We start from the raw sequence: 20,676 nt of genomic DNA, 5'->3' as shown, positions 1-20,676 counted from the left end.
GTGTCCCCCGACCCGGCCGTGGCCAGCCAGGGGCTCGCGTCCCCCACGCTCAGGCACAGGCACCCGCCCGCCCCGGAGGACGACGCCGCCGCGCCCGTCCGCGCGTCCGTTCCGCCGCGTGCTGGGGCACCGACGCCGTCCTCGCCCTGGGAACCGCTCTCTTCACCGCATTGGACACGGTCTCCACCCCCGGCCGAGGTCACCGCCACGGGCGAGGCGATCACCGTGGTGGCACCCTTGAGCAGCACCGTGGCCCCGGTGAGACGCGCCGCCTCACGGGCCCAGTGCAGCGGGTTCGCCTCGATGTCCGTGCGTTCCACGCGGCTGGGGCACAGCCCGAAGCCGTGCAGCCACTCGAAGATCTGCGAGAGCTCTCCCGCGTGCGGGGTGAGGATCTTGTGCGGACCCAGGCGGGCGTCGGCCACCGAGCGCGCGGCGGCGTCGAGCGCGCCCGCGTCCAGAACGGCGGGTTCCGGCGCCTCGATCACGGCCTGCACCCGGGCGGTCTGGGACTCGTCCCCCACCACGCCCGGTCCGGCCAGCCAGGCCTGGACGTGCACGTCCCAGGGCTGGTCGTCGGAGCACACCACCTCGGGGCTGCGGGCCAGCACCATGGCGCGGGCGGTGGCGTCACCCAGGAAGCGGACCATCCCGGCGCCCGCGTTCACGGCCGCCTGGGTGCACATGATCGCGGCACCCGGGTAGCTGGGAGCACCGGCCACCACACCCAGCACCCCGCGCGTGTACTTGGTGTCCGTGGCCCCGGGACGCGGCCACGCTGCGAGGACGTCCTGCGCCTGGAGCCGGTGCACCGCGGCCTCGCCCAGCTCGTCCTCGATGCCGATGGGGACCACCCTGAGCTCGCCCGCGGCCTGCTCCCCCGGAGCCACCACGTGTCCGGTCTTGGCGGCACCGAACGTCACCGTGGCGTGTGCGCGCAGCACCGGCCCCGGGGCCTCGCCGGTGTCGGCGGAGACACCCGAGACCAGATCGCAGGCCACGATCCGGGGAGTCCGTTCCGGGAACGGCGCCGGGGCGCCCGCCCCGCGGACGGTGCCCCCCGGACGGCGGGCGGTGCTCTCCGATCGGTGGGCGGCGCCCTCCGCGACAGTGGCGCTCACCCGTGGAGCCGCGCCGTCGCGCCGCGCGGCGAAGGCCGTCACGAGCTGCGCCGGAAGCCCGCGCAGCCCACCGTGACCACCGGTTCCGAGCATCCCGTCCACCACGAGCTGCGCCGAGCACATGAGCGACACGACCCCGGGCACGGCGGTGGTGGGAACCTCGGCGACGTCGGCCGGCAGCTCCGTGGCACCGCCCCCGTGCGGGTCGTCCTCGGCCACGAGCCGCAGCACCCTGCCGCCCGCACGCCGAAGGACAGCCAGACCCTCCTGGTGGACCCGCGAGCCCGTGAGCACGGCGGTCACGGCCATGCCCCGACCTCTCAGGAAGGCGCCGGCCCAGAGCGCGTCCCCGCCGTTGTTGCCGGATCCCACCAGGAGCACGGCGGAGCCACCGCGCAGCAACCCCTGGGGGTTGACCCGCCTCAGCTGATCCTCGCACACCCGGGCCAGACCGCGGGCCGCGCGCCGCATGAGCGTGCCGCCCAGCCCGCCGTCCAGCGACGGCTGCTCGGCAGCGCGCACCTGGTCACCGGAATACGCCTCAATCACCGCGGGTTCCTCCCTGTCCCTCGGCCACGACGAACGCCACGGCCATGCCGCCGTCGTGGGAGATGCTCACGTGCCAGGACTCCACACCGAGGCGCCGCTGCTGCTCGGCCACGGTGCCCGTGGTGTGCAGCCGAGGTGCGCCGTGCTCGCCGTTCGTGGTCCAGCAGTCCTGCCAGACCATTCCCGGAGGCGCCTGCAGCGCCTTGGCCGCGGCCTCCTTCACGGCGAACCGCGCGGCCAGCGAACGCAGCGGCAGCTCGCGCTCGTGCGGCACGAACAGCCGCTCGCGCAGCCGCGGCGTGCGGGCGAGCTGTCCCTCGAAGCGCGCGATGTCCACGATGTCCACGCCGGTTCCCACGATCATGCGGGCCAGCCTACCCACGCCCTCCGACCCGCACGGGCGACCCCGCGGCGTCGTCGCCCGCCCGCACAGACGACGACGGCGAGTGACGTCTACTCGACCGTGACGGACTTGGCCAGGTTGCGCGGCTGGTCCACGTCGTAGCCCTTGGCTCCCGCGAGCTCGCACGCGAAGATCTGCAGGGGGACGGTCGCCAGCAGCGGCTGCAGCAGGGTGGGCGCCTCGGGGACGTGGAAGACGTGGTTGGCGAACTCGCGCACCGCCTCGTCCCCCTCCTCGGCGATCACGATGGTCTCGGCCCCGCGCGCGCGGATCTCCTGGATGTTGGAGACCACCTTGGCGTGCAGCGAGTCCCGGCCGCGCGGCGAGGGCACGATCACGATCACCGGCTGGCCCTGGTCGATCAGGGCGATCGGCCCGTGCTTGAGCTCGCCGGCGGCGAAGCCCTCGGCGTGGATGTAGGCGATCTCCTTGAGCTTGAGCGCGCCCTCCATGGCCACGGGGTAGCCCACGTGGCGGCCCAGGAAGAGCACCGACCCGGCATCCTTCATGCCGGAGGCGAGCTCCTTGACCTGGGGCTCCACCTCGTCCAGGACCCGCTGGATCTTGGCGGGCATGGCCTCCAGCTCGGTCAGCAGGGACGCGATCTCGTCCTTGTACTTGTTGCCGCGCAGCTGGGCCAAGTACAGGCCCAGGAGGTAGGCCGCCGTGATCTGCGCCAGGAACGCCTTGGTGGAGGCCACCGCGATCTCCGGACCCGCGTGGGTGTAGAGCACCGCGTCCGCCTCACGGGGGATCGTGGAGCCGTTGGTGTTGCAGATGGCCACGACCTTGGCGCCCTGCTCCTGGGCGTGGCGCACGGCCATGAGGGTGTCCATGGTCTCGCCGGACTGGGAGACGGCCACCACGAGGGTCTTCTCGTTCACGATGGGGTCCCGGTAGCGGAACTCGTGGGCCAGCTCCACCTCGGTGGGGATCCGGCACCAGTGCTCGATGGCGTAGCGCGCCACCTGACCGGCGTACGCGGCGGTGCCGCACGCGATCACCACGATCTTGTCGATCGAGCGCAGGACCGACTCGTCGATCTTGATCTCGTCCAGCGTGAGGCTGCCGTTCTCGTCCAGACGGCCCAGCAGGGTGTCCCCCACGGCGGCGGGCTGGTCGTGGATCTCCTTCTCCATGAAGGAGGGGTAGCCGTCCTTCTCGGCGGCCGCGGCGTCCCACTCGATGTCGAAGGGCTTGCCCTGCGCCGGGTTGCCCTCAAAGTCCACGATCGTGTAGTCGTCCGCGGTGATGGTGACGATCTGGTCCTGACCCATCTCCACCGCGCGCCTGGTGTAGTCGATGAAGCCGGAGACGTCCGAGCCCAGGAAGTTCTCGCCGTCGCCCAGCCCGATCACGAGCGGGGAGTTGCGGCGTGCTGCCACCACCCGGTCCGGGACGTCCGCGTGCACGGCCAGCAGGGTGAAGGCGCCCTCCAGGCGGCGGCAGGTGTCCTGCATGGCCACCGTGAGGTCCTTCTGGCCCTCCGGCTGGGCGTTGTACGTGCGCGCAAGCAGCACGGCGGCCACCTCGGTGTCCGTCTCGGACACGAAGCTCTCACCCTGTGCGCTCAGCTCACGCTTGATCTCGCTGAAGTTCTCGATGATCCCGTTGTGGATCATGGCGAGCTTGCCGCCGTCCACCACGTGGGGGTGGGCGTTGACGTCCGAGGGACCGCCGTGGGTGGCCCAGCGGGTGTGCCCGATGCCGATGGTCGACTCCGGCAGCGGGTGCTCCTCGAGCTCCGCCACCAGGTTGCTGAGCTTTCCCGCCTTCTTGCGGTACTCCACCTCGCCGTCCGCGATGACGGCCACTCCGGCGGAGTCGTACCCCCGGTACTCCAGGCGGCGCAGCCCCTCGAGAATCACGTCGAGTGCAGTGTGCTTCCGCCCCTCAGCACGCTCTGAGCCCACATATCCCACAATTCCACACATGCGAAGCACTGTACCGGAAACGCATCGTGCCCTACGCTCCCCACCCCACCGCGGGCCTACACTGGTCCGAGCATGAGCACACACCCCCTTTCCCAGCGCGTCTCTCCCTTCGTGGAGCTGGACCGCCAGACGTGGTCCCGTCTCTCGCACGAGATCGACGTCCCCCTCACCGCGCAGGAGATCGAGAACCTGCGCGGTCTCGGTGACCGCCTGGACGTGGACGAGGTGCGCGAGGTGTACCTGCCCCTCTCCCGGCTGCTCACGCTCTACGACATGTCCTCCACGCAGCTCAACGCGGCGACCAACTCGTTCCTCGGGGAGCACCACGCACGCACCCCGTTCGTGATCGGGATCGCCGGTTCCGTGGCGGCGGGCAAGTCCACCACGGCGCGCCTGCTGCGGGAGATGCTCGCCCGCTGGCCCTCCACCCCGAACGTCCAGCTGGTCACCACCGACGGCTTCCTGTACCCCAATGCCGAGCTCAAGCGGCGGGGACTCATGGACCGCAAGGGGTTCCCCGAGTCCTACGACCGCCGCGCGCTGCTGCGCTTCGTCTCGGAGATCAAGTCCGGGGCCCCCGAGGTGCGCGCACCCAAGTACTCCCACGTGACCTACGACATCCTGCCGGACGAGGAGGTCGTGGTCACGCGCCCGGACGTGGTGATCGTGGAGGGGCTCAACGTCCTCGCCCCCGCCAAGCTGGAGAGCGGCAAGCGCACGGCCCTGGCACTGAGCGACTTCTTCGACTTCAGCATCTACGTGGATGCCCGCACCCAGGACATCGAGAGCTGGTACGTGGACCGCTTCCGCGCGCTGCGCTCCTCCGCCTTCGCGGACCCGGAGTCCTACTTCCACCGCTACGCGAGCCTCACGGACGAGGAGGCGCGCGACGTGGCCACGGACATCTGGCACCGGATCAACGAGCCGAACCTCGTCCAGAACGTCCGCCCCACCCGGGGCCGGGCGCGGCTCATCCTCTCCAAGGACCACGACCACAAGATCCGTCGGGTGCTGCTGCGCAAGAACTGAGCCGGGCACGCCGGGAAAAGTGCTCAGCCTCTTTGCTTTTCGCATGCGTTCCGCGATAGGTTACGCCGCCGATTTCCCGATCCTTGATGACGCTCTGTACTGTGAGCGCCATGCTTAGTGGTTTCAAAGAATTCATCATGAAGGGCAACGTGATGGACCTGGCCGTGGCCGTCATCATCGGCGCCGCCTTCTCCAAGATCGTCAACGCCCTCGTGGAGAGCGTGCTCATGCCCGCCATCTCCGCCGTCGTGGGGTCCCCCAACTTCGACACCTTCGCCGTGGTCACCCTGCGCGGCAACGAGCTGAAGTTCGGCGTCCTGCTGACCGCCGTCGTCAACTTCCTGCTCATCGCGGCCGCCGTGTACTTCTGCATCGTGATGCCCATGAACAAGATGATCGAGCGCCGCAACCGTCGCATGGGCATCGAACCCACCGAGGAGCCCGCGGATCCCAACACCGTGCTGCTGACCGAGATCCGCGACGCGCTCACGGCCCATCCCGACGCCCTGCGCACCGAGGGCCGTCACTCCGGCCCGGCCGTCTGACCCCTCCCCCACGACCCAGCTCACGACAGAGGGCCCCGCATCCACCACGGATGCGGGGCCCTCTGCGCCGACTGCCGACTCTCCCGCGGGCACAGGGCTCCGGGACAGGTCTCCCCCGGGCCCCGTACCAGGTGACCGGCTACAGACTCAGGTGCCCCTCCACCACGGAGACCAGCTCCTCGGCCTCGCGCCGGGCGTCCTCGTGGGTGGCGGCCTCCACCATCACCCGGACCACCGGTTCGGTGCCGGAGGGGCGGAGCAGCACACGGCCCTCCTCCCCGAGGCGCTCCTCGGTGCGGGACACCGCCTCGAGCACCGGGGCGCTCGTCTTCGCGGCCGCCTTGTCCACGTTCTTCACGTTGATCATGACCTGGGGCATCCGGGTCATGGACCGCGCCAGTTCCTGCAGCGGCATTCCCGTCTGGGCCACCCGTGAGGCCAGCATCAACCCGGTGAGCAGGCCGTCACCGGTGGTGGCGTAGTCGGCCATGATCACGTGGCCGGACTGCTCACCACCCAGGTTGTAGCCGTTGGCCACCATGGACTCCAGGACGTAGCGGTCCCCCACGGAGGTGCGGACCAGGTTGATCCCCGCGTCCTGCAGCGCCAGCTGCAGGCCCAGGTTGCTCATGACCGTGGCCACGAGCGTGTCCTCGCGCAGCGTGCCGGCATCCTTCATGGCCAGGGCCAGGATGCACATGATCTGGTCACCGTCCACCTCGGTGCCGGTGTGGTCCACCGCGAGGCACCGGTCGGCGTCGCCGTCGTGGGCGATGCCCATGTCCGCGCCCAGCTCGCGCACCGCCCGCTTCAGCGGATCCAGGTGCGTGGAGCCCACGCCGTCGTTGATGTTCAACCCGTCCGGCTCCGCGCCGATCACGTGCACGGTGGCACCTGCGTCGCGGAACGCGTCCGGCGAGGCACCCGAGGCCGCCCCGTGGGCGCAGTCCAGAACGATGGACAGCCCGTCCAGGCGATGGGGAATCGCTCCCACGAGGTGGAGGATGTAGCGGTCCTCCGCATCGGACAGGCGGGTCACGCGGCCCACGTCCGCCCCGGTGGGGCGCACGAACTCCTTGGACTCGTAGACCTCCTGGATGCTGTCCTCCACGGCGTCGGGGAGCTTCTTGCCCCCGTGGGCCAGGAACTTGATCCCGTTGTCCGGCGCGGGGTTGTGGGACGCGGAGATCATCACGCCGAAGTCGGCGTCGATGTCCCCCACCAGGTACGCGGCCGCAGGAGTGGGGAGCACGCCGGCGTCGTACACGTCCACGCCGGAGCTCGCGAGACCCGCGGTGACCGCGGCCCCGATGAACTCCCCGCTGGCACGGCCGTCCCGGGCCACCACGGCCGTGGGGCGCCTTCCGTGCTCCGCGTGACGGTGACCCAGGACGATCGCCGCGGCCTGCGAGAGTTCCATGGCAAGTTCAGCTGTGAGGAGGCCGTTCGCGAGTCCGCGGACGCCGTCCGTTCCAAAGATTCTAGACATCGCAGATCATCCTACGGCCCTCCGCTGGGGAAACCCGGCGCATCCGCCTCAGTCCTTGCCCGGACGCACCACCGGGAACCCGTCCGGGTTGGCACCGTTGTCGTCGGTGAGGTCGGACGCGCCACCCACGATCCTGGAATCCACCACGCCCACGAGTTCGCGATCCTTGTTGGGGTAGTCGAACTGGTTGAGCACGTGGCGCATGGCCTCCAGGCGGGCCCGCTTCTTGTCGTTGGACTTGATCACGGTCCAGGGCGCGTCCCCGGTGTCCGTGTAGAAGAACATGGCCTCCTTGGCCTCGGTGTAGTCGTCCCACTTGTCCAGGGACGCCACGTCCGTGGGGGACAGCTTCCACTGGCGCACCGGGTCCGTCCGCCGGGACTGGAACCGTGCCAGCTGCTCCGCCCGGGTCACGGAGAACCAGAACTTGATGAGGTGCGTGTCCGAGTTCACGAGCATGCGTTCGAACTCGGGCGCCTGGCGCATGAACTCGTAGTACTGCTGGGAGGTGCAGTAGCCCATCACGCGCTCCACGCCCGCGCGGTTGTACCAGGAGCGGTCCATGAGCACGATCTCACCGCCGGAGGGCAGGTGCTGCACGTAGCGCTGGAAGTACCACTGGGTCTGCTCGATGTCCGTGGGCTTCTCCAGCGCCACCACACGCGCCCCGCGGGGGTTCATGTGCTCGGTGAAACGCTTGATCGCCCCGCCCTTGCCGGCGGCGTCACGGCCCTCGAAGATGATGAGCAGCTTCTGGCCCGTCTCCTTGATCCACAGCTGCAGCTTCAGAAGCTCGATCTGCAGGGCGCGCTTGGTCTTCTCGTACTCCTTGCGGGACAGCTTCTCGTCGTACGGGTAGCCGATCTTCCACGCCTGGGAGTCCTTGACCCCGCTCTCCTTGTGGAGCTTCTTGTCCAGTTCGGAGATCTCGTCCAGCTCCGCCGCGTAGTCCTCCACCACGGAGACCCGGTGCTGCTCCTTCTTGAGCGCCTCCTGGACCGCGTGGCCCTTGACGACGTGCTGCGCCGCCTCGTCCTCCGCCTTCTCGATGATGGCGTTCTCCTGCTGCTGGTCCGGTTGCTTGCTCATGCGGGCCCTCTCGTGACGGTGCGGTGGGAGCGACGGTGCTCCGGCTCACATTTTACGCCCGCGTCATCCGTGGGTTGCCCGCAAAACACCCCGGGCACGGGGCAGGGCCCCGGCTCCCGGCCGAAGCCGGGGGACGAGGCCCTGTCGGAGAACGCCTGGGCTGAGCCGGGCCGTTCCCGTGTTTAGCGCTTGGAGTACTGCGGAGCCTTGCGGGCCTTCTTGAGACCGGCCTTCTTGCGCTCGATGACGCGGGCGTCGCGAGTGAGGAAGCCAGCCTTCTTGAGGGCCGGGCGGTTGTGCTCGGCGTCGATCTCGTTGAGCGCACGAGCCACGCCCAGGCGCAGCGCGCCGGCCTGGCCGGAGGGGCCGCCGCCGGAGATGCGGGCGATCACGTCGTAGCCGCCCTGCAGCTCGAGGAGGGTGAACGGATCGTTCACCTCCTGCTGGTGCAGCTTGTTGGGGAAGTACTCCTCCAGGCTGCGGCCGTTGACGGTCCACTTGCCGGAGCCGGGGACCAGGCGCACGCGGGCCACGGCCTGCTTGCGGCGGCCCACTGCCTGGCCGGGCACCGTCAGCGCGGGGCGCTCGGACAGGACCGCACCGGTGGCGGACTCGGTGGACTCGGAGGTGTAGCTGGTCAGCTCCACGTCCTCGGTGATCTGCTCGTCAGTGTTCTGAGCCACGATTCTCCTTATGTGTTCTTCGTTGGCCCGAATTACTGGGCGACCTGGGTGAATTCGTAGGGCGTGGGCTGCTGCGCCGCGTGCGGGTGCTCGGCACCGGCGTACACCTTCAGCTTGGACAGCTGCTGGGCGGCCAGCTTGTTCTTGGGCAGCATGCCCTTCACGGCCTTCTCGACGGCGCGCGTGGGGTTCTTGGCGAGCAGCTCGGCGTAGTTGGTGGACTTGAGTCCGCCCGGGTAGCCGGAGTGCCGGTAGGCGCGCTTCTTCTGGAGCTTGGCGCCGGTCAGGGCCACCTTCTCCGCGTTGATGATGATGACGAAATCGCCGGTGTCCACGTGGGGGGCGAAGGTCGGCTTGTGCTTCCCGCGCAGCAGTGTTGCGGTCTGGCTGGCAAGACGACCCAGGACGACGTCGGTGGCGTCGATGACGTGCCACTGACGCTGGACGTCACCGGGCTTCGGAGTGTACGTACGCACGTTGATCTGCCTTCGTTTGTCTGGTGAAGACACGATTACTCGTGTCGATCTGTTCCGCTGTGCTTCGGGGCCCGGGTGAGATCCGGGCGGCATCCGTGCGTCCGCAACCCGGTGCACCGCTCGGCCGTGCGCTCTGCAACATGAGCGACCGTAGCGGGTACACGTGAACCGGGGCAGAACACGCACAACAGCGCCCCATGCTACCGGATTGCCGCCCCACGTGCCACCTGGCTCCGCGCCGCGGGGCCGCGCGCGGACACCGCACGAGCGGGCGCTCGGAGCCGCGCCGTCCCCGCGCGGATCGTCTCACGCCTCCTCGCGCCGGGCCCGGGTGAGCACCGCTCGCTCCTCGAGCCGGGACGCCTCGGGGTAGTCCACGGCGTCCAGCACGAGCCCGTGCGCCGGGGCCATCACGACGGACGCGTCCCGGGTCCGCGCGCGCAGCCGCTCGCCCGGCCAGGCGGCGGCGCGCCGCCCCTCCCCCACCCGCACGACGGCACCCACGACCGAGCGCACCATGTGGTGGCAGAACGCGTCCGCGGTGAGCCGCACCGTGATCATCCCCGTGCCGTCCCGCCGCACTCCCGCGCGCTGCAGCTCGCGCACGGTGGTGGCGCCCTCGCGCGGCTTGCAGAAGCTCAGGAAGTCGTGCAGCCCCAGCAGCTCGCGCACGGCGGCGTCCATCGCGGGAACGTCCAGCTCCCGCCCCAGCCACCACGCGAACCCCCGGGTCAGGGGGTCGTGACCGGTCACGGTGTCCGCGATCCGGTAGAGGTAGCCGCGGGACAGCGCGGAGAAGCGGGCGTCGAACCCCGCGGGCGCCACGACGACGTCATGCACCACCACCGCGCCCACGGCCGGCTCCCAGCCGTCCGCCGTGCGGTCCTTGCCGAGCACCCGGTTCAACGCGCCGTTCAGTCGACGCGTGAGCCCGGGGACGGGTTCACCCGACCACGCCGCGTCCTCGCCGCCCCCGTCAGGGCCGGGCGCCGACGGGACGCGGGACGCGGCGTCGCCGTCGGATGCCCGCACCGTCGCGTCGGGGGCGCAGCCCCCGCTGGCTGCCCGCCTGCCGCGCGTACCGTCCTCGTCGGGCGCGGTCGGTTCCCCGCCGGAAGCCCCTGCGCGCCGCACGACCTCCGAGGGGACGTCCACGTGCAGCGTCTGGCGCCGCGCGTGCACTCCCGTGTCGGTGCGCCCGGCCACCACCGTGGTGCACGGGCGGCGCACGACGAGCTCGAGCGCGTCCTCCACGGCGGACTGGACGCTGGGCAGCCCCGGCTGCCGCGCCCACCCGCGGAACGGAGCGCCGTCGTAGGCCAGGTCGATGCGCAGCCTGTTCAGTTCGTCCTGCACGAATCCTGCTCCTCTCCCCCGCACGGACTCCGGGTACGACGACGCCGCCGCAGGCTACCTGCGGCGGCGTCGGAACCGGTGCTCACGCGACCGGGGACCTCGCGACTACTCGGAGATCTTCTGGGCGGCTGCGCCACCCGCGGGCTGGAAGCCGGCTGCCTCGGCGTTGGCCGGGGAGTCGAACCAGATCTCCGCAGTGGTGCCGGAGTACCAGCGCGAACCGGGCACGTGGTACTTCATGGAGTTGCGGTTGCCCTTGACGGCGTAGCCCTCGGGGGCCTCGCCGGACTCCAGCGGGGCGTGCGAGCCGGGGAACTCGGCGTTCTGGTTCTCGGCGGCGACCTCGGCGGCCTCCTCGGAGCCCACGGCCGGGGCCTGCTCGTCCGCGGGGATCTCCTTCTCCTTGACGTCCGCGGCCGAGGAACCGGCCGGGGTGTCCACGGGGGCGGCGGGAGCCGGCGCGGCCTTGGCAGTGGCCCGCTCCGCCTCGGACACCGTGGCCTGGGAGGCCACGGGCTCCATGACCAGCTCGATCACGGCCATGGGGGCGTTGTCACCCTTGCGGTTGCCGATCTTGGTGATGCGCGTGTAGCCGCCCTCGCGGCCCTCCATGGCGGAGGCGATGCTGGTGAACAGCTCGTGCACCACGGACTTGTCGGTCAGCTGGCGCATGACACGACGGCGGGAGGCGAGGTCACCGCGCTTGGCGAAGGTGATCAGGCGCTCGGCCACGGGACGCAGGCGCTTGGCCTTGGTCACGGTGGTGGTGATGCGCTTGTGCTCGAACAGCTGCTGGGACATGTTCGAGAGGATCATGCGCTCGTGGGTCGGCCCGGCGCCGAGACGGGGTCCCTTGGTAGGGGTAGGCATATCAGGTCTCCTGGTGATCGGTCCCGCGCGGCCGCCTCAGCGGCCGCGGGGCACGGAAAGTGGTGTGCGCGTCAGTCGAGATCGACGTCGAACGGGTTGTTGTTGTCGTCCTCGTCCTCGAGGGACGCCGCGTGGGCGGCGAGGTCGTAGCCCGGAGGGGAATCCTTCAGGGCCAGGCCCAGCTCGCCGAGCTTGTCCTTGACCTCGTCGATGGACTTGGCACCGAAGTTGCGGATGTCCATGAGGTCCGCCTCGGAACGGCCCACGAGCTCACCCACGCTGTGGATGCCCTCGCGCTTGAGGCAGTTGTACGAGCGGACGGACAGCTCGAGGTCCTCGATGGGCAGCGCCATGTCCGCAGCCGCAGCCGCGTCCGTGGGCGACGGCCCGATCTCGATGCCCTCGGCCGCGGAGTTCAGCTCACGGGCGAGCCCGAACAGCTCCACCAGCGTGGTGCCCGCGGAAGCCACCGCGTCACGCGGGGAGATGGCCTCCTTGGTCTCCACGTCGAGGATGAGCTTGTCGAAGTCGGTGCGCTGCTCCACACGGGTGGCCTCCACGCGGAAGGTCACCTTGAGGACGGGCGAGTAGATCGAGTCCACGGGGATCCGACCGACCTCCGCGTCACCGGACTTGTTCTGCGCCGCCGAGACGTAGCCGCGGCCGCGCTCGATGGTCAGCTCGATCTCCAGCTGACCTTTGGAGTTCAGCGTGGCGATGTGCAGCTCCGGGTTGTGGACCTCCACACCGGCCGGGGCCGAGATGTCCGCGGCGGTGACCTCGCCCGGGCCCTGCTTGCGCAGCCATGCGGTCACGGGCTCGTCCTCCTCGGAGGACAGCGAGAGCTTCTTGATGTTCAGGATGAGCTCGGTGACGTCCTCCTTGACGCCCTCCACCGTGGAGAACTCGTGCAGCACGCCGTCGATGCGGATGCTGGTCACGGAGGCCCCGGGGATGGAGGACAGGAGCGTGCGGCGCAGGGAGTTGCCGAGGGTGTAGCCGAAACCCGGCTCGAGCGGTTCGATCACGAACCGGGAGCGGTTGTCCGCCACGACCTCTTCCGTGAGGGTGGGACGCTGTGCGATGAGCACTGATGTTTCCTTTCAGCGTGCCTCCGCCATATGACGCACGCAGGTGGTGGAAAACAAAATGGGTGGATGCCGCGGTGAGCAGGCGTGGTCACCGCGTCGATGCGTGGTCACCGGACCCCGAGGGGCCCGGTGACCACGCGACACGAATCAGACGCGGCGGCGCTTGGGGGGACGGCAGCCGTTGTGCGCGGACGGGGTCACGTCCTGGATGGAGCCGACCTCCAGCCCGGTTGCCTGCAGGGCGCGGATCGCGGTCTCGCGTCCCGAGCCCGGTCCCTTGACGAACACATCCACCTTGCGCATGCCGTGCTCCTGCGCACCCTTGGCAGCGGCCTCCGCGGCCTGCTGGGCGGCGAACGGCGTGGACTTGCGCGAGCCCTTGAAGCCCACGCCGCCGGCCGAGGCCCACGACAGGACCGCACCCGAGGGATCGGTGATGGACACGATGGTGTTGTTGAACGTGGACTTGATGTGAGCCTGACCTTGGGTCACATTCTTGTTCACCTTGCGACGGGGCTTGCGGGCCGCCGTCGCGCGAGTCTTCTGGGCCATGGATTCTCCTACAAAGATCTTCGACGTTGATCAGCCATCTGCGCGATGGCGACCACGATTACTTCTTCTTACCGGCGACCGTGCGCTTGGGACCCTTGCGGGTGCGTGCGTTGGTCTTGGTGCGCTGGCCGTGGACGGGCAGACCGCGGCGGTGGCGCAGGCCCTGGTAGCTGCCGATCTCGACCTTGCGGCGGATGTCGGCGGCCACCTCACGGCGCAGATCGCCTTCGACCTTGTAGTTGCCTTCGATGTAGTCGCGCAGCTCCACGAGCTGCGGATCGGTGAGATCCTTGACGCGCACGTCCCCGGAGATGCCCGTGGCTTCCAGGGTTTCCAGTGCGCGGGTACGGCCCACGCCGTAGATGTAGGTCAGCGCAACTTCCAGCCGCTTTTCACGGGGAAGATCGACGCCTGCGAGACGAGCCATAGTGGCGGTTCTCCTTGTTGTACCGGAGGTCTTGAACACCGCGTCCCAATCGCTTCACGATCGGTCTCCGGCCTCCGTGCCGGGGGTTGCCGCGCCCTGGGGCGGCGGCTGCGGTGTCCGTTCTTGTCAATCCACTTGCGTGGGCGGGAGCGTTCCCGTCAGCCCTGGCGCTGCTTGTGCCGGGGGTTCTCGCAGATCACCATGACCCGCCCGTTGCGGCGGATCACCTTGCACTTGTCGCAGATCTGCTTGACGCTCGGTTGGACCTTCATCGCATTCCTTCGCGTACTAGTTGTGGCGTGTGCACTGTGGCCGTGCGCCACCCGCAGAACTTCCTGCGTGCAGTGCCCGGCCGCGGATGCTACTTGTAGCGGTAGACGATCCGGCCTCGGGAAAGGTCATAGGGACTCAGCTCCACCACGACACGATCCTCGGGGAGGATCCTGATGTAGTGCTGGCGCATCTTGCCAGAGATGTGGGCGAGCACCTTGTGACCGTTGGTCAGCTCAACGCGGAACGACGCGTTGGGCAGTGCCTCGACCACAGTGCCTTCGATCTCGATGACTCCGTCTTTCTTGGCCATATCCTCCGCTAACTTCTCGAGGGGTCCGGATGTCTGTCCGGACGGCGGTGCTCGAATCGTGCGTCCCCCAGACGAACAACCCCGCACTACGAGTGGTAGCGGGGGTCGGAGGTGGGGGCACGGCTCGATCAGTGAGCACAAACAACCAACGCACGACACTACGCCCTTTTTCCGCGCTTTGCAAGGCTCTGGGCCCTGGCGCGACGGCGCCCGGCCCCGCACGACCGCGGGGCCCACGCCGCTCTCAGACGTCCGTGGCGAGCTGGCCGCAGGCGCCGTCGATGTCTGAGCCGCGGGTGTCCCGCACCGTGGTGGGGATTCCGTGCGCGCGCAGGCGCTCCACGAAGTTCTGCTCCACCCCGGGGCGCGACGCGGTCCACTTGGAGCCGGGAGTGGGGTTCAGCGGAATGGGGTTCACGTGGACCCACCCGGCACCGCGCTTGTTGAGCTTCTCCCCCAGCAGGTCTGCCCGCCAGCCCTGGTCGTTGATGTCCCGGATCAGCGCGTACTCGATCGAGACGCGCCGCCCCGTGGCGTCGTAGTACTCCCTGGCGGCGTCGAGGGCCTCGTCCACCTTCCAGCGGGTGTTGATGGGGATGAGCTCGTCCCGCAGCTCGTCGTCCGGCGCGTGCAGGGACAGCGCGAGGGTGATGGGGAGCTTCTCCAGGGTGAACTTGCGGATGCCCGGGACGAGGCCCACGGTGGACATGGTGAGCCCACGGGCCGAGATGCCGAGCCCCTCCGGGGACGGGTCGATGATCCGGTGCACCGCACCCATGGTGGCCTTGTAGTTCGCCAGTGCCTCACCCATGCCCATGAAGACGATGTTGGACACGCGCTGCGGTGCCTCCTCCGGATCCCCGACCACGCCGTCACGCAGTGCCCGGACGCCCTGCACCACCTGGTCCACGATCTCCGCCGCCGACAGGTTGCGGGTCAGCCCCGACTGCCCCGTGGCGCAGAACGGGCAGTTCATGCCGCAGCCGGCCTGGGAGGAGATGCACATGGTCACGCGCTTGTCGTAGCGCATGAGCACGGACTCCACCATGGCGTTGTCGAAGAGCCGGTGGACGGACTTCACGGTCATGCCCTGGTCCGCCCGCAGCTGGCGAACCGTGGTGAGCAGCGGCGGCAGGGCCTTGCCCACGAGCTCCTCCCGCTGGTCCGCGGGCAGGTCGGTCATGGCGGCGGGGTCCGCCTCGAAGCGCTCGAAGTAGTGCTTGGAGAGCTGTGAGGCGCGGAAGGCCGGGGACCCGGCCTCCTTCAGGAAAGCCTTGCGTCCCGCCATGTCGAAGTCCGCGATGTGCAGCGGAGGCTTGCCCCGCCGGGCGGGCGTGAAGACGAGCTGGCCGGTCTTCGGCCTTGGGGTGATCTCTACGGGCTGGGCGGTCATGGCTGCTGTCCTCTTCCTCGCGGGCGTCTCGGATCGGGGATGGTGGGTCAGGACCCCGGGATGGGCACGGGGTGGAGGCCCAGAGGGGCGAGTGCGGAGGCGCCCCCGTCCTCCGCGGTCAGCACCCACACCCCCTCGCTGTGCAGGCACACGCTGTGCTCCCACTGGCTGGCACGGGAACCGTCCACGGTCACGACCGTCCAGTCGTCCTCCAGCACGCGGGTCTCGATGCCCCCGCGCACGAGCATGGGCTCGATGGCCAGGGCCATGCCGGTCACGAGCTTCGGCCCACGGTGCTTGATGGCGAAGTTCGGGACGTCCGGTGCCATGTGCATCTCGGTGCCGATGCCGTGGCCCACGTAGTCCTCCAGGATGCCGAGCCGCCCGCCCACCTTCTCGCGGACGTGGTTCTCCACCGCGAGGCCGATGTCCCCCACGTGCGTCCCGGTGGCCATGGCGGCCACCCCACGCCACATGGCCGCACGCGTGACGTCCGAAAGCTCCTGGTCCGCGGGATCGTGACGGTCGCCCACGAGCACGGTGCGCGCGGAGTCCCCGTGCCAGCCGGCCACCACCGCGCCGCCGTCGATCGAGATGATGTCACCCTCCACGAGGACCCGCTCCCCCGGGATCCCGTGGACCACCTCGTCGTTGACGGAGGTGCACACGGTGGCCGGGTAGCCGTAGTAGCCGAGGAAGTTGGACCCGGCGTCGTATTCGTCCAGCACCTCACGGAACGCACGGTCGAGGTCGGCGGTGGTGGCCCCGGGCACGGCGGCGGCCACGGCGGCGTCGAGCGCGCGCGAGGTGACCACCCCTGCCCTGGCCATGGCGGCCAGCTCGGCGTCGGATTTCAGTTGGATCTTGCGGCGTCCGAACACGGTGCGCGGGTCCTTCCCTCGATGACTCCGCGCCGGATCACCGCCCGTCGCGAAGTCGTTGCTGTTGTGACGGCTGAGCCCCCGGACCGGTGCGGGACACCGGACCGGGGGCTCACCCGTGTCGTTTTCCCGGGGCCGCGCTCCGCGGTGGGCGGGTCAGCGCGGCAGAGCCGCCATGATCCGCTCGGTCACCTCGTCGATGCTGCCGAGACCGTCCACACGCACCACGATCCCGCGGTCCTCGTACATCCCGACCACCGGAGCGGTCTGCTCGTCGTACACGTCCAGCCGGTGGCGAATGACGTCCTCGGTGTCGTCCGTGCGTCCCTGCTCCTGCGCGCGGCCCAGGAGTCTGGTGACGAGCTCGTCGTTGTCGGCGGTGAGCAGCAGGACCACGTCCAGGGCCACGCCGTTGGTCTCGAGGATGCGGTCCAGCTCCTCGACCTGTGCCACCGTGCGGGGGTAGCCGTCCAGCAGGAAGCCGTCCGTCACGTCCTGCTGCGACAACCGGTCCCGGACCATGCTGTTGGTCACCGAGTCCGGCACCAGGTTGCCGGCGTCCGTGTAGCCCTGTGCCTCTCGGCCGAGCTCCGTCTGGTCCTTGATGTTCGCGCGGAAGATGTCCCCCGTGGAGATGGCGGGAACGTCCAGCCGATCGCAGATCCGGGCGGCCTGGGTGCCCTTGCCTGCGCCTGGGGGTCCGATGATCAGCATGCGGGTCATGATCTCTCCTTGCGTGAGCGTGTACTTGGCTCCACTCTACCGGGGCGCCACGTGGGCCCGAGGACGGTGCGGCCCCCACGCGCGACGCCGCCCGGACCCGGCGCGCCGGTGTTCCCGCTTCCTCACCGGGTCGGACGGGTCCGTCGTGCCGACCCCCGCGCTACTCGGGCCCGGGTCATGGCACAGGGCGACGCCGCCGCACCGGCTCAGGTGCGCAGCAGGCCTTCGTAGTGCCGCTGCTGCAGCTGGGCGTCGATCTGCTTCACGGTGTCCAGGCCCACGCCCACCATGATGAGCAGCGACGGCCCGCCGAAGGGGAAGTTCTGGTTCGCGTCGAACAGCACGAGTGCGATGAGCGGGATCATGGAGATCACACCCAGGTACAGCGCACCGGGCAGCGTGATCCGGGAGAGCACGTAGCGCAGGTAGTTCTCCGTGGGACGGCCCGCGCGGATGCCCGGGATGAAGCCGCCGTAGCGCTTCATGTTGTTGGAGACCTCTTCCGGGTTGAAGGTGATGGACACGTAGAAGTACGTGAACGCCACGATCAGCAGGAAGTAGATCGTCATGTACACCGGGTGGTCGCCGCGCGCGAGGTACGTGGTGACCCAGGTGACCCAGCCCGGTGCGGGGCTGCCGTCGTCCGGCATGGCGAACTGCGCGATCATGGTCGGCAGGGTCAGCATGGAGGAGGCGAAGATGATGGGGATCACGCCGGCCATGTTGACCTTCAGGGGGATGTAGGTGCTCGTGCCGCCGATCGTGCGACGGCCCACCATGCGCTTGGCGTACTGCACGGGGATGCGGCGCTGGGACTGCTCCACGAACACCACGCAGGTGATGACCACCAGCCCGATCGCGCACACGCCCAGGAAGATGCCCCAGCCGCGGGTGCGGAGGATGTCTCCCAGCGCGGAGGGGAAGGTGGCGGCAATGGACGTGAAGATCAGCAGGGACATGCCGTTGCCCACGCCGCGGTCCGTGATGCGCTCACCGAGCCACATGATCACGGTGGTGCCGGCCGTCATGGTGATGATCATGATCACGAGCACCATCAGGGAGTCGTCCGGGATGATCGGCAGGGGGCAGTTCCCGAGCAGGCTACCCGAGCGGGCGAGCGAGATCACGGTCGTCGCGTTCAGGGCGGCCAGCCCGATGGTGAGGTAGCGCGTGTACTGCGTGAGCTTCGTCTGCCCCTGCGCGCCTTCCTCGTGGAGCTCCTGGAACCGGGGAATGACCACGCGGAGCAGCTGCACGATGATGCTGGCCGTGATGTAGGGCATCACACCGAGCGCGAAGATGGACAGCTGCAGCAGCGCGCCGCCGCTGAACAGGTTGATCAGGTCGTACGCGCCGCCCGTGGTGTTGCCCATGGCAAGGCACTGCTGGACGTTGCCGTAGTCCACACCCGGGGCGGGAATGAACGTCCCCAACCGGTAGATCACGATGATCCCCAGTGTGAACAGCAGCTTGTTGCGCAGCTCAGGCGTGGTAAACGCCCGCGCGAAAGCACTGAGCACAGGTCCTCCTCCAAGAACGTGGTGGCCCGGTCGGTTCCGACCCCGGGCAAGTCTAGCGAAGGATGCCGTTCCACCCGGGCGCAGCGCCGTGGAGACATCCTGGGTAAAGCAACGGGCCCCGCGCCGACAATCGGCACGGGGCCCGTCTCAGTTCAGGGACTCACCCTACAACTGAAAGCTGGTGGCAGCTCACGCGGTCTGCGTGGAACCGCCGGCCGCGGAGATCTTCTCGGCCGCAGAGGCCGAGAACTTGTCCGCGGTGACGTTGAGAGCCACGGAGATCTCTCCGCTGCCCAGCACCTTCACCGGCTGGTTCTTGCGCACGGCACCCTTGGCGACGAGGTCCGCCACGGTGACGGTGCCGCCCTCGGGGAACAGCTCGCCCAGGCGGTCCAGGTTGACGACCTGGTACTCCACGCGGAACGGGTTCTTGAACCCGCGCAGCTTGGGCAGGCGCATGTGCAGCGGCAGCTGGCCGCCGGCGAACCCGGCCTTGACCTGGTAGCGCGCCTTCGTGCCCTTGGTGCCGCGACCCGCGGTCTTGCCCTTGGATGCCTCACCACGGCCAAGACGCGTCTTGGCCTGGTGGGATCCGGGGGCCGGACGCAGGTGGTGGACCTTCAGAGCGTGGCTCTTGTTCTGGGTGTTCTCAGCCATGCTCAAGCCTCCTCGACCTGGACGAGATGCGACACCGTGTTGATCATGCCCGCGGTGGCCGCATCGGCCTTGCGCTCCACGACCTGGCCCGGACGCTTGAGACCGAGCGAACGCAGCGTGTCGCGCATGTTCTGCTTCTGACCGACCACGGAGCGGACCTGCTTCACGCGCAGGGTCGCACCGGTGGCCTGGATGCGCTTTCCGTTCATCAGGCACCTGCCTTCTGGATGTCGCGCAGCAACGGCGCCGGAACGACCTCGTCCATGGGCAGGCCACGGCGGGCCGCCACGGACGCGGGCTCCTCGAGCTCACGCAGCGCCTGGATGGTCGCGTGCACGATGTTGATCTGGTTGGACGAGCCGAGGGACTTGGAGAGCACGTCGTGGATGCCCGCGCACTCCAGGACCGCACGCACCGGACCGCCGGCGATCACACCGGTACCCGGGGTGGCCGGACGCAGCATGACGACGCCGGCTGCGGCCTCACCCTGCACACGGTGCGGGATGGTGCGGTCCTCCACGCGGGGGACCCGGAAGAAGTTCTTCTTGGCCTCCTCGACGCCCTTGGAGATGGCCGCGGGAACTTCCTTGGCCTTCCCGTAGCCCACGCCGACCATGCCGTTGCCGTCGCCGACGACCACGAGAGCGGTGAAGCTGAAGCGACGACCGCCCTTCACGACCTTGGAGACACGGTTGATCGTGACGACGCGCTCGAGGAACTTGTCCTTCTCCTCGTCACGGCCGCCGCGGCCACCGCGGCCGCCGCGCTCGTTGCGACCGCCCCGCTCGTTGCGTCCACCGCGGTCGTTGCGACCGCCGCGGCCACCGCGGTTCTCGTCCGATCCCTGGCGGTCCGAGGTGTTCGCCCCGGCCGTCTCGTTGGAACCGTTGGTGGCTTCGCTCACCTGAGTTTCCTTCTCGTTCTTCTGCTCGCTCACAGCGCCAGACCTCCTTCACGGGCACCCTCGGCCACCGCGGCCACACGGCCGTGGTACTTGTTGCCGCCGCGGTCGAACACGACGGTCTCGATCCCCGCAGCCTTGGCGCGCTCCGCGATCAGCTCGCCGATGCGCTTGGCCTTGGCGGTCTTGTCCTCGGAGGACGCACGCAGGTCGTCCTCCATGGTGGAGGCCGAGACCAGGGTGAAGCCCTTGTCGTCGTCGATCACCTGGGCGACCATGTGGCGGGTGGAACGCGTGACCACCAGACGGGGGCGCAGCGCGGTTCCGGCGATGTGCTTGCGGACGCGGCGGTGACGCCGTGCTCGCTGGGCAGCCTTCGACTTTCCCTTGATTACGAGAGCCAT

Annotated in this window: 24 protein-coding genes; 2 read left to right on the top strand and 22 right to left on the bottom strand. The window is 69.3% G+C overall.

All coding sequences use genetic code 11. The features are described 5' to 3' along the window. From CWC38_RS01590 to glmS, 3 genes are all read right to left on the bottom strand, one after another. On the bottom strand, positions 1–1,670 hold a 1,670-nt coding region (locus tag CWC38_RS01590), incomplete at its 3' end, for a bifunctional ADP-dependent NAD(P)H-hydrate dehydratase/NAD(P)H-hydrate epimerase (protein ID WP_133306227.1). Continuing rightward, positions 1,663–2,034, bottom strand: coding sequence for a holo-ACP synthase (locus CWC38_RS01585; protein ID WP_121845089.1), 372 nt, complete (start codon positions 2,032–2,034; stop codon positions 1,663–1,665). The genes CWC38_RS01585 and CWC38_RS01590, both read right to left, overlap by 8 nt. A gap of 89 nt (positions 2,035–2,123) precedes the next feature. Then, positions 2,124–4,007 carry a glutamine--fructose-6-phosphate transaminase (isomerizing) gene (glmS, locus tag CWC38_RS01580; protein ID WP_121845088.1) on the bottom strand — a complete coding sequence of 628 codons (1,884 nt, stop codon included), beginning with the start codon at positions 4,005–4,007 and terminating at the stop codon, positions 2,124–2,126. Between the two features lie 72 nt (positions 4,008–4,079). Here glmS and coaA point away from each other — a divergent pair, with 72 nt between their 5' ends. Both coaA and mscL read left to right on the top strand, forming a co-directional pair. Beyond that, positions 4,080–5,036 carry a type I pantothenate kinase gene (gene coaA / locus CWC38_RS01575; RefSeq protein WP_121845087.1) on the top strand — a complete coding sequence of 319 codons (957 nt, stop codon included), beginning with the start codon at positions 4,080–4,082 and terminating at the stop codon, positions 5,034–5,036. 110 nt (positions 5,037–5,146) lie between these two features. Next, on the top strand, positions 5,147–5,581 hold the full coding sequence (mscL, locus tag CWC38_RS01570) for a large conductance mechanosensitive channel protein MscL (protein WP_121845091.1): 435 nt from the start codon (positions 5,147–5,149) through the stop codon (positions 5,579–5,581). 139 nt (positions 5,582–5,720) lie between these two features. On the opposite strand, the gene glmM is transcribed toward mscL, so the two are convergent. The 19 genes from glmM to rplR form a co-directional block, all read right to left on the bottom strand. Continuing rightward, the gene (gene glmM, locus CWC38_RS01565) at positions 5,721–7,070 is read right to left on the bottom strand and encodes a phosphoglucosamine mutase (RefSeq protein ID WP_121845086.1); all 1,350 of its coding nucleotides are present in this window, start codon (positions 7,068–7,070) and stop codon (positions 5,721–5,723) included. A gap of 48 nt (positions 7,071–7,118) precedes the next feature. Beyond that, positions 7,119–8,159 carry a polyphosphate kinase 2 gene (gene ppk2, locus CWC38_RS01560; protein WP_165860311.1) on the bottom strand — a complete coding sequence of 347 codons (1,041 nt, stop codon included), beginning with the start codon at positions 8,157–8,159 and terminating at the stop codon, positions 7,119–7,121. Positions 8,160–8,341: 182 nt separating this feature from the next. Continuing rightward, positions 8,342–8,842 carry a 30S ribosomal protein S9 gene (gene rpsI, locus CWC38_RS01555; protein WP_121845085.1) on the bottom strand — a complete coding sequence of 167 codons (501 nt, stop codon included), beginning with the start codon at positions 8,840–8,842 and terminating at the stop codon, positions 8,342–8,344. Positions 8,843–8,874: 32 nt separating this feature from the next. Then, positions 8,875–9,318: a 50S ribosomal protein L13 gene (gene rplM / locus CWC38_RS01550; RefSeq protein WP_121845084.1), complete on the bottom strand. Its 444-nt coding sequence runs from the start codon at positions 9,316–9,318 to the stop codon at positions 8,875–8,877. A gap of 306 nt (positions 9,319–9,624) precedes the next feature. Next, positions 9,625–10,674 (bottom strand): tRNA pseudouridine synthase A, encoded by a 1,050-nt coding sequence (locus CWC38_RS01545; protein WP_121845083.1) that lies wholly within the window; start codon positions 10,672–10,674, stop codon positions 9,625–9,627. 105 nt (positions 10,675–10,779) lie between these two features. Then, positions 10,780–11,544 carry a 50S ribosomal protein L17, sunset domain variant gene (gene rplQ, locus CWC38_RS01540; RefSeq protein ID WP_121845082.1) on the bottom strand — a complete coding sequence of 255 codons (765 nt, stop codon included), beginning with the start codon at positions 11,542–11,544 and terminating at the stop codon, positions 10,780–10,782. Between the two features lie 71 nt (positions 11,545–11,615). Beyond that, positions 11,616–12,635, bottom strand: a complete 1,020-nt coding sequence (locus tag CWC38_RS01535) for a DNA-directed RNA polymerase subunit alpha (RefSeq protein WP_121845081.1) — start codon at positions 12,633–12,635, stop codon at positions 11,616–11,618. A 147-nt stretch (positions 12,636–12,782) separates the two neighbouring features. Beyond that, positions 12,783–13,187 (bottom strand): 30S ribosomal protein S11, encoded by a 405-nt coding sequence (rpsK, locus tag CWC38_RS01530; RefSeq protein WP_055085385.1) that lies wholly within the window; start codon positions 13,185–13,187, stop codon positions 12,783–12,785. A 58-nt stretch (positions 13,188–13,245) separates the two neighbouring features. After that, complete coding sequence (gene rpsM, locus CWC38_RS01525; RefSeq protein WP_012397713.1) at positions 13,246–13,614, bottom strand: 30S ribosomal protein S13; 369 nt, start codon at positions 13,612–13,614, stop codon at positions 13,246–13,248. 158 nt (positions 13,615–13,772) lie between these two features. Beyond that, positions 13,773–13,886 (bottom strand): 50S ribosomal protein L36, encoded by a 114-nt coding sequence (gene rpmJ / locus CWC38_RS01520; protein ID WP_012397712.1) that lies wholly within the window; start codon positions 13,884–13,886, stop codon positions 13,773–13,775. An 89-nt stretch (positions 13,887–13,975) separates the two neighbouring features. After that, positions 13,976–14,197 carry a translation initiation factor IF-1 gene (gene infA, locus CWC38_RS01515; protein ID WP_012397711.1) on the bottom strand — a complete coding sequence of 74 codons (222 nt, stop codon included), beginning with the start codon at positions 14,195–14,197 and terminating at the stop codon, positions 13,976–13,978. 244 nt (positions 14,198–14,441) lie between these two features. Further along, a complete protein-coding gene (rlmN, locus tag CWC38_RS01510) occupies positions 14,442–15,590 on the bottom strand; it encodes a dual-specificity RNA methyltransferase RlmN (RefSeq protein WP_121845080.1) in 1,149 nt (382 codons plus the stop codon). Positions 15,591–15,637: 47 nt separating this feature from the next. Continuing rightward, positions 15,638–16,471, bottom strand: coding sequence for a type I methionyl aminopeptidase (gene map / locus CWC38_RS01505; RefSeq protein ID WP_121845079.1), 834 nt, complete (start codon positions 16,469–16,471; stop codon positions 15,638–15,640). A 156-nt stretch (positions 16,472–16,627) separates the two neighbouring features. Then, positions 16,628–17,194: an adenylate kinase gene (locus tag CWC38_RS01500; RefSeq protein ID WP_121845078.1), complete on the bottom strand. Its 567-nt coding sequence runs from the start codon at positions 17,192–17,194 to the stop codon at positions 16,628–16,630. Positions 17,195–17,400: 206 nt separating this feature from the next. Next, entirely contained in the window at positions 17,401–18,714 is a 1,314-nt protein-coding gene (gene secY / locus CWC38_RS01495) for a preprotein translocase subunit SecY (RefSeq protein WP_121845077.1), read from the bottom strand. Positions 18,715–18,903: 189 nt separating this feature from the next. Next, positions 18,904–19,371, bottom strand: coding sequence for a 50S ribosomal protein L15 (gene rplO, locus CWC38_RS01490; RefSeq protein ID WP_121845076.1), 468 nt, complete (start codon positions 19,369–19,371; stop codon positions 18,904–18,906). 2 nt (positions 19,372–19,373) lie between these two features. Continuing rightward, positions 19,374–19,580: a 50S ribosomal protein L30 gene (gene rpmD, locus CWC38_RS01485; RefSeq protein ID WP_121845075.1), complete on the bottom strand. Its 207-nt coding sequence runs from the start codon at positions 19,578–19,580 to the stop codon at positions 19,374–19,376. Further along, on the bottom strand, positions 19,580–20,308 hold the full coding sequence (gene rpsE / locus CWC38_RS01480) for a 30S ribosomal protein S5 (RefSeq protein ID WP_121845074.1): 729 nt from the start codon (positions 20,306–20,308) through the stop codon (positions 19,580–19,582). The genes rpmD and rpsE overlap by 1 nt, the downstream gene beginning before the upstream one ends. Further along, positions 20,305–20,676 (bottom strand): 50S ribosomal protein L18, encoded by a 372-nt coding sequence (gene rplR / locus CWC38_RS01475; protein WP_121845073.1) that lies wholly within the window; start codon positions 20,674–20,676, stop codon positions 20,305–20,307. The genes rpsE and rplR overlap by 4 nt, the downstream gene beginning before the upstream one ends.

This window comes from Kocuria tytonicola (assembly GCF_003687455.1).
Lineage (GTDB): Bacteria > Actinomycetota > Actinomycetes > Actinomycetales > Micrococcaceae > Kocuria > Kocuria tytonicola.
The sequence above is the reverse complement of the archived record's forward strand: the minus strand, read 5'-3'. Positions and strand labels throughout refer to the sequence as shown.

Bases quoted from the DNA above. Each gene is read 5' to 3' on its own strand.
- ppk2 (WP_165860311.1), bottom strand. From the start codon at position 8,159: ATGAGCAAGCAACCGGACCAGCAGCAGGAGAACGCCATCATCGAGAAG.
- rplO (WP_121845076.1), bottom strand. From the start codon at position 19,371: ATGGCTGAGAACACCCAGAACAAGAGCCACGCTCTGAAGGTCCACCAC.
- glmS (WP_121845088.1), bottom strand. From the start codon at position 4,007: ATGTGTGGAATTGTGGGATATGTGGGCTCAGAGCGTGCTGAGGGGCGG.
- glmM (WP_121845086.1), bottom strand. From the start codon at position 7,070: ATGTCTAGAATCTTTGGAACGGACGGCGTCCGCGGACTCGCGAACGGC.
- rpsK (WP_055085385.1), bottom strand. From the start codon at position 13,187: ATGGCCCAGAAGACTCGCGCGACGGCGGCCCGCAAGCCCCGTCGCAAG.
- CWC38_RS01585 (WP_121845089.1), bottom strand. From the start codon at position 2,034: ATGATCGTGGGAACCGGCGTGGACATCGTGGACATCGCGCGCTTCGAG.
- mscL (WP_121845091.1), top strand. From the start codon at position 5,147: ATGCTTAGTGGTTTCAAAGAATTCATCATGAAGGGCAACGTGATGGAC.
- rpmJ (WP_012397712.1), bottom strand. From the start codon at position 13,886: ATGAAGGTCCAACCGAGCGTCAAGCAGATCTGCGACAAGTGCAAGGTG.
- coaA (WP_121845087.1), top strand. From the start codon at position 4,080: ATGAGCACACACCCCCTTTCCCAGCGCGTCTCTCCCTTCGTGGAGCTG.
- rpsM (WP_012397713.1), bottom strand. From the start codon at position 13,614: ATGGCTCGTCTCGCAGGCGTCGATCTTCCCCGTGAAAAGCGGCTGGAA.
- rplR (WP_121845073.1), bottom strand. From the start codon at position 20,676: ATGGCTCTCGTAATCAAGGGAAAGTCGAAGGCTGCCCAGCGAGCACGG.
- rlmN (WP_121845080.1), bottom strand. From the start codon at position 15,590: ATGACCGCCCAGCCCGTAGAGATCACCCCAAGGCCGAAGACCGGCCAG.
- infA (WP_012397711.1), bottom strand. From the start codon at position 14,197: ATGGCCAAGAAAGACGGAGTCATCGAGATCGAAGGCACTGTGGTCGAG.
- rpmD (WP_121845075.1), bottom strand. From the start codon at position 19,580: ATGAACGGAAAGCGCATCCAGGCCACCGGTGCGACCCTGCGCGTGAAG.
- CWC38_RS01500 (WP_121845078.1), bottom strand. From the start codon at position 17,194: ATGACCCGCATGCTGATCATCGGACCCCCAGGCGCAGGCAAGGGCACC.
- rplQ (WP_121845082.1), bottom strand. From the start codon at position 11,544: ATGCCTACCCCTACCAAGGGACCCCGTCTCGGCGCCGGGCCGACCCAC.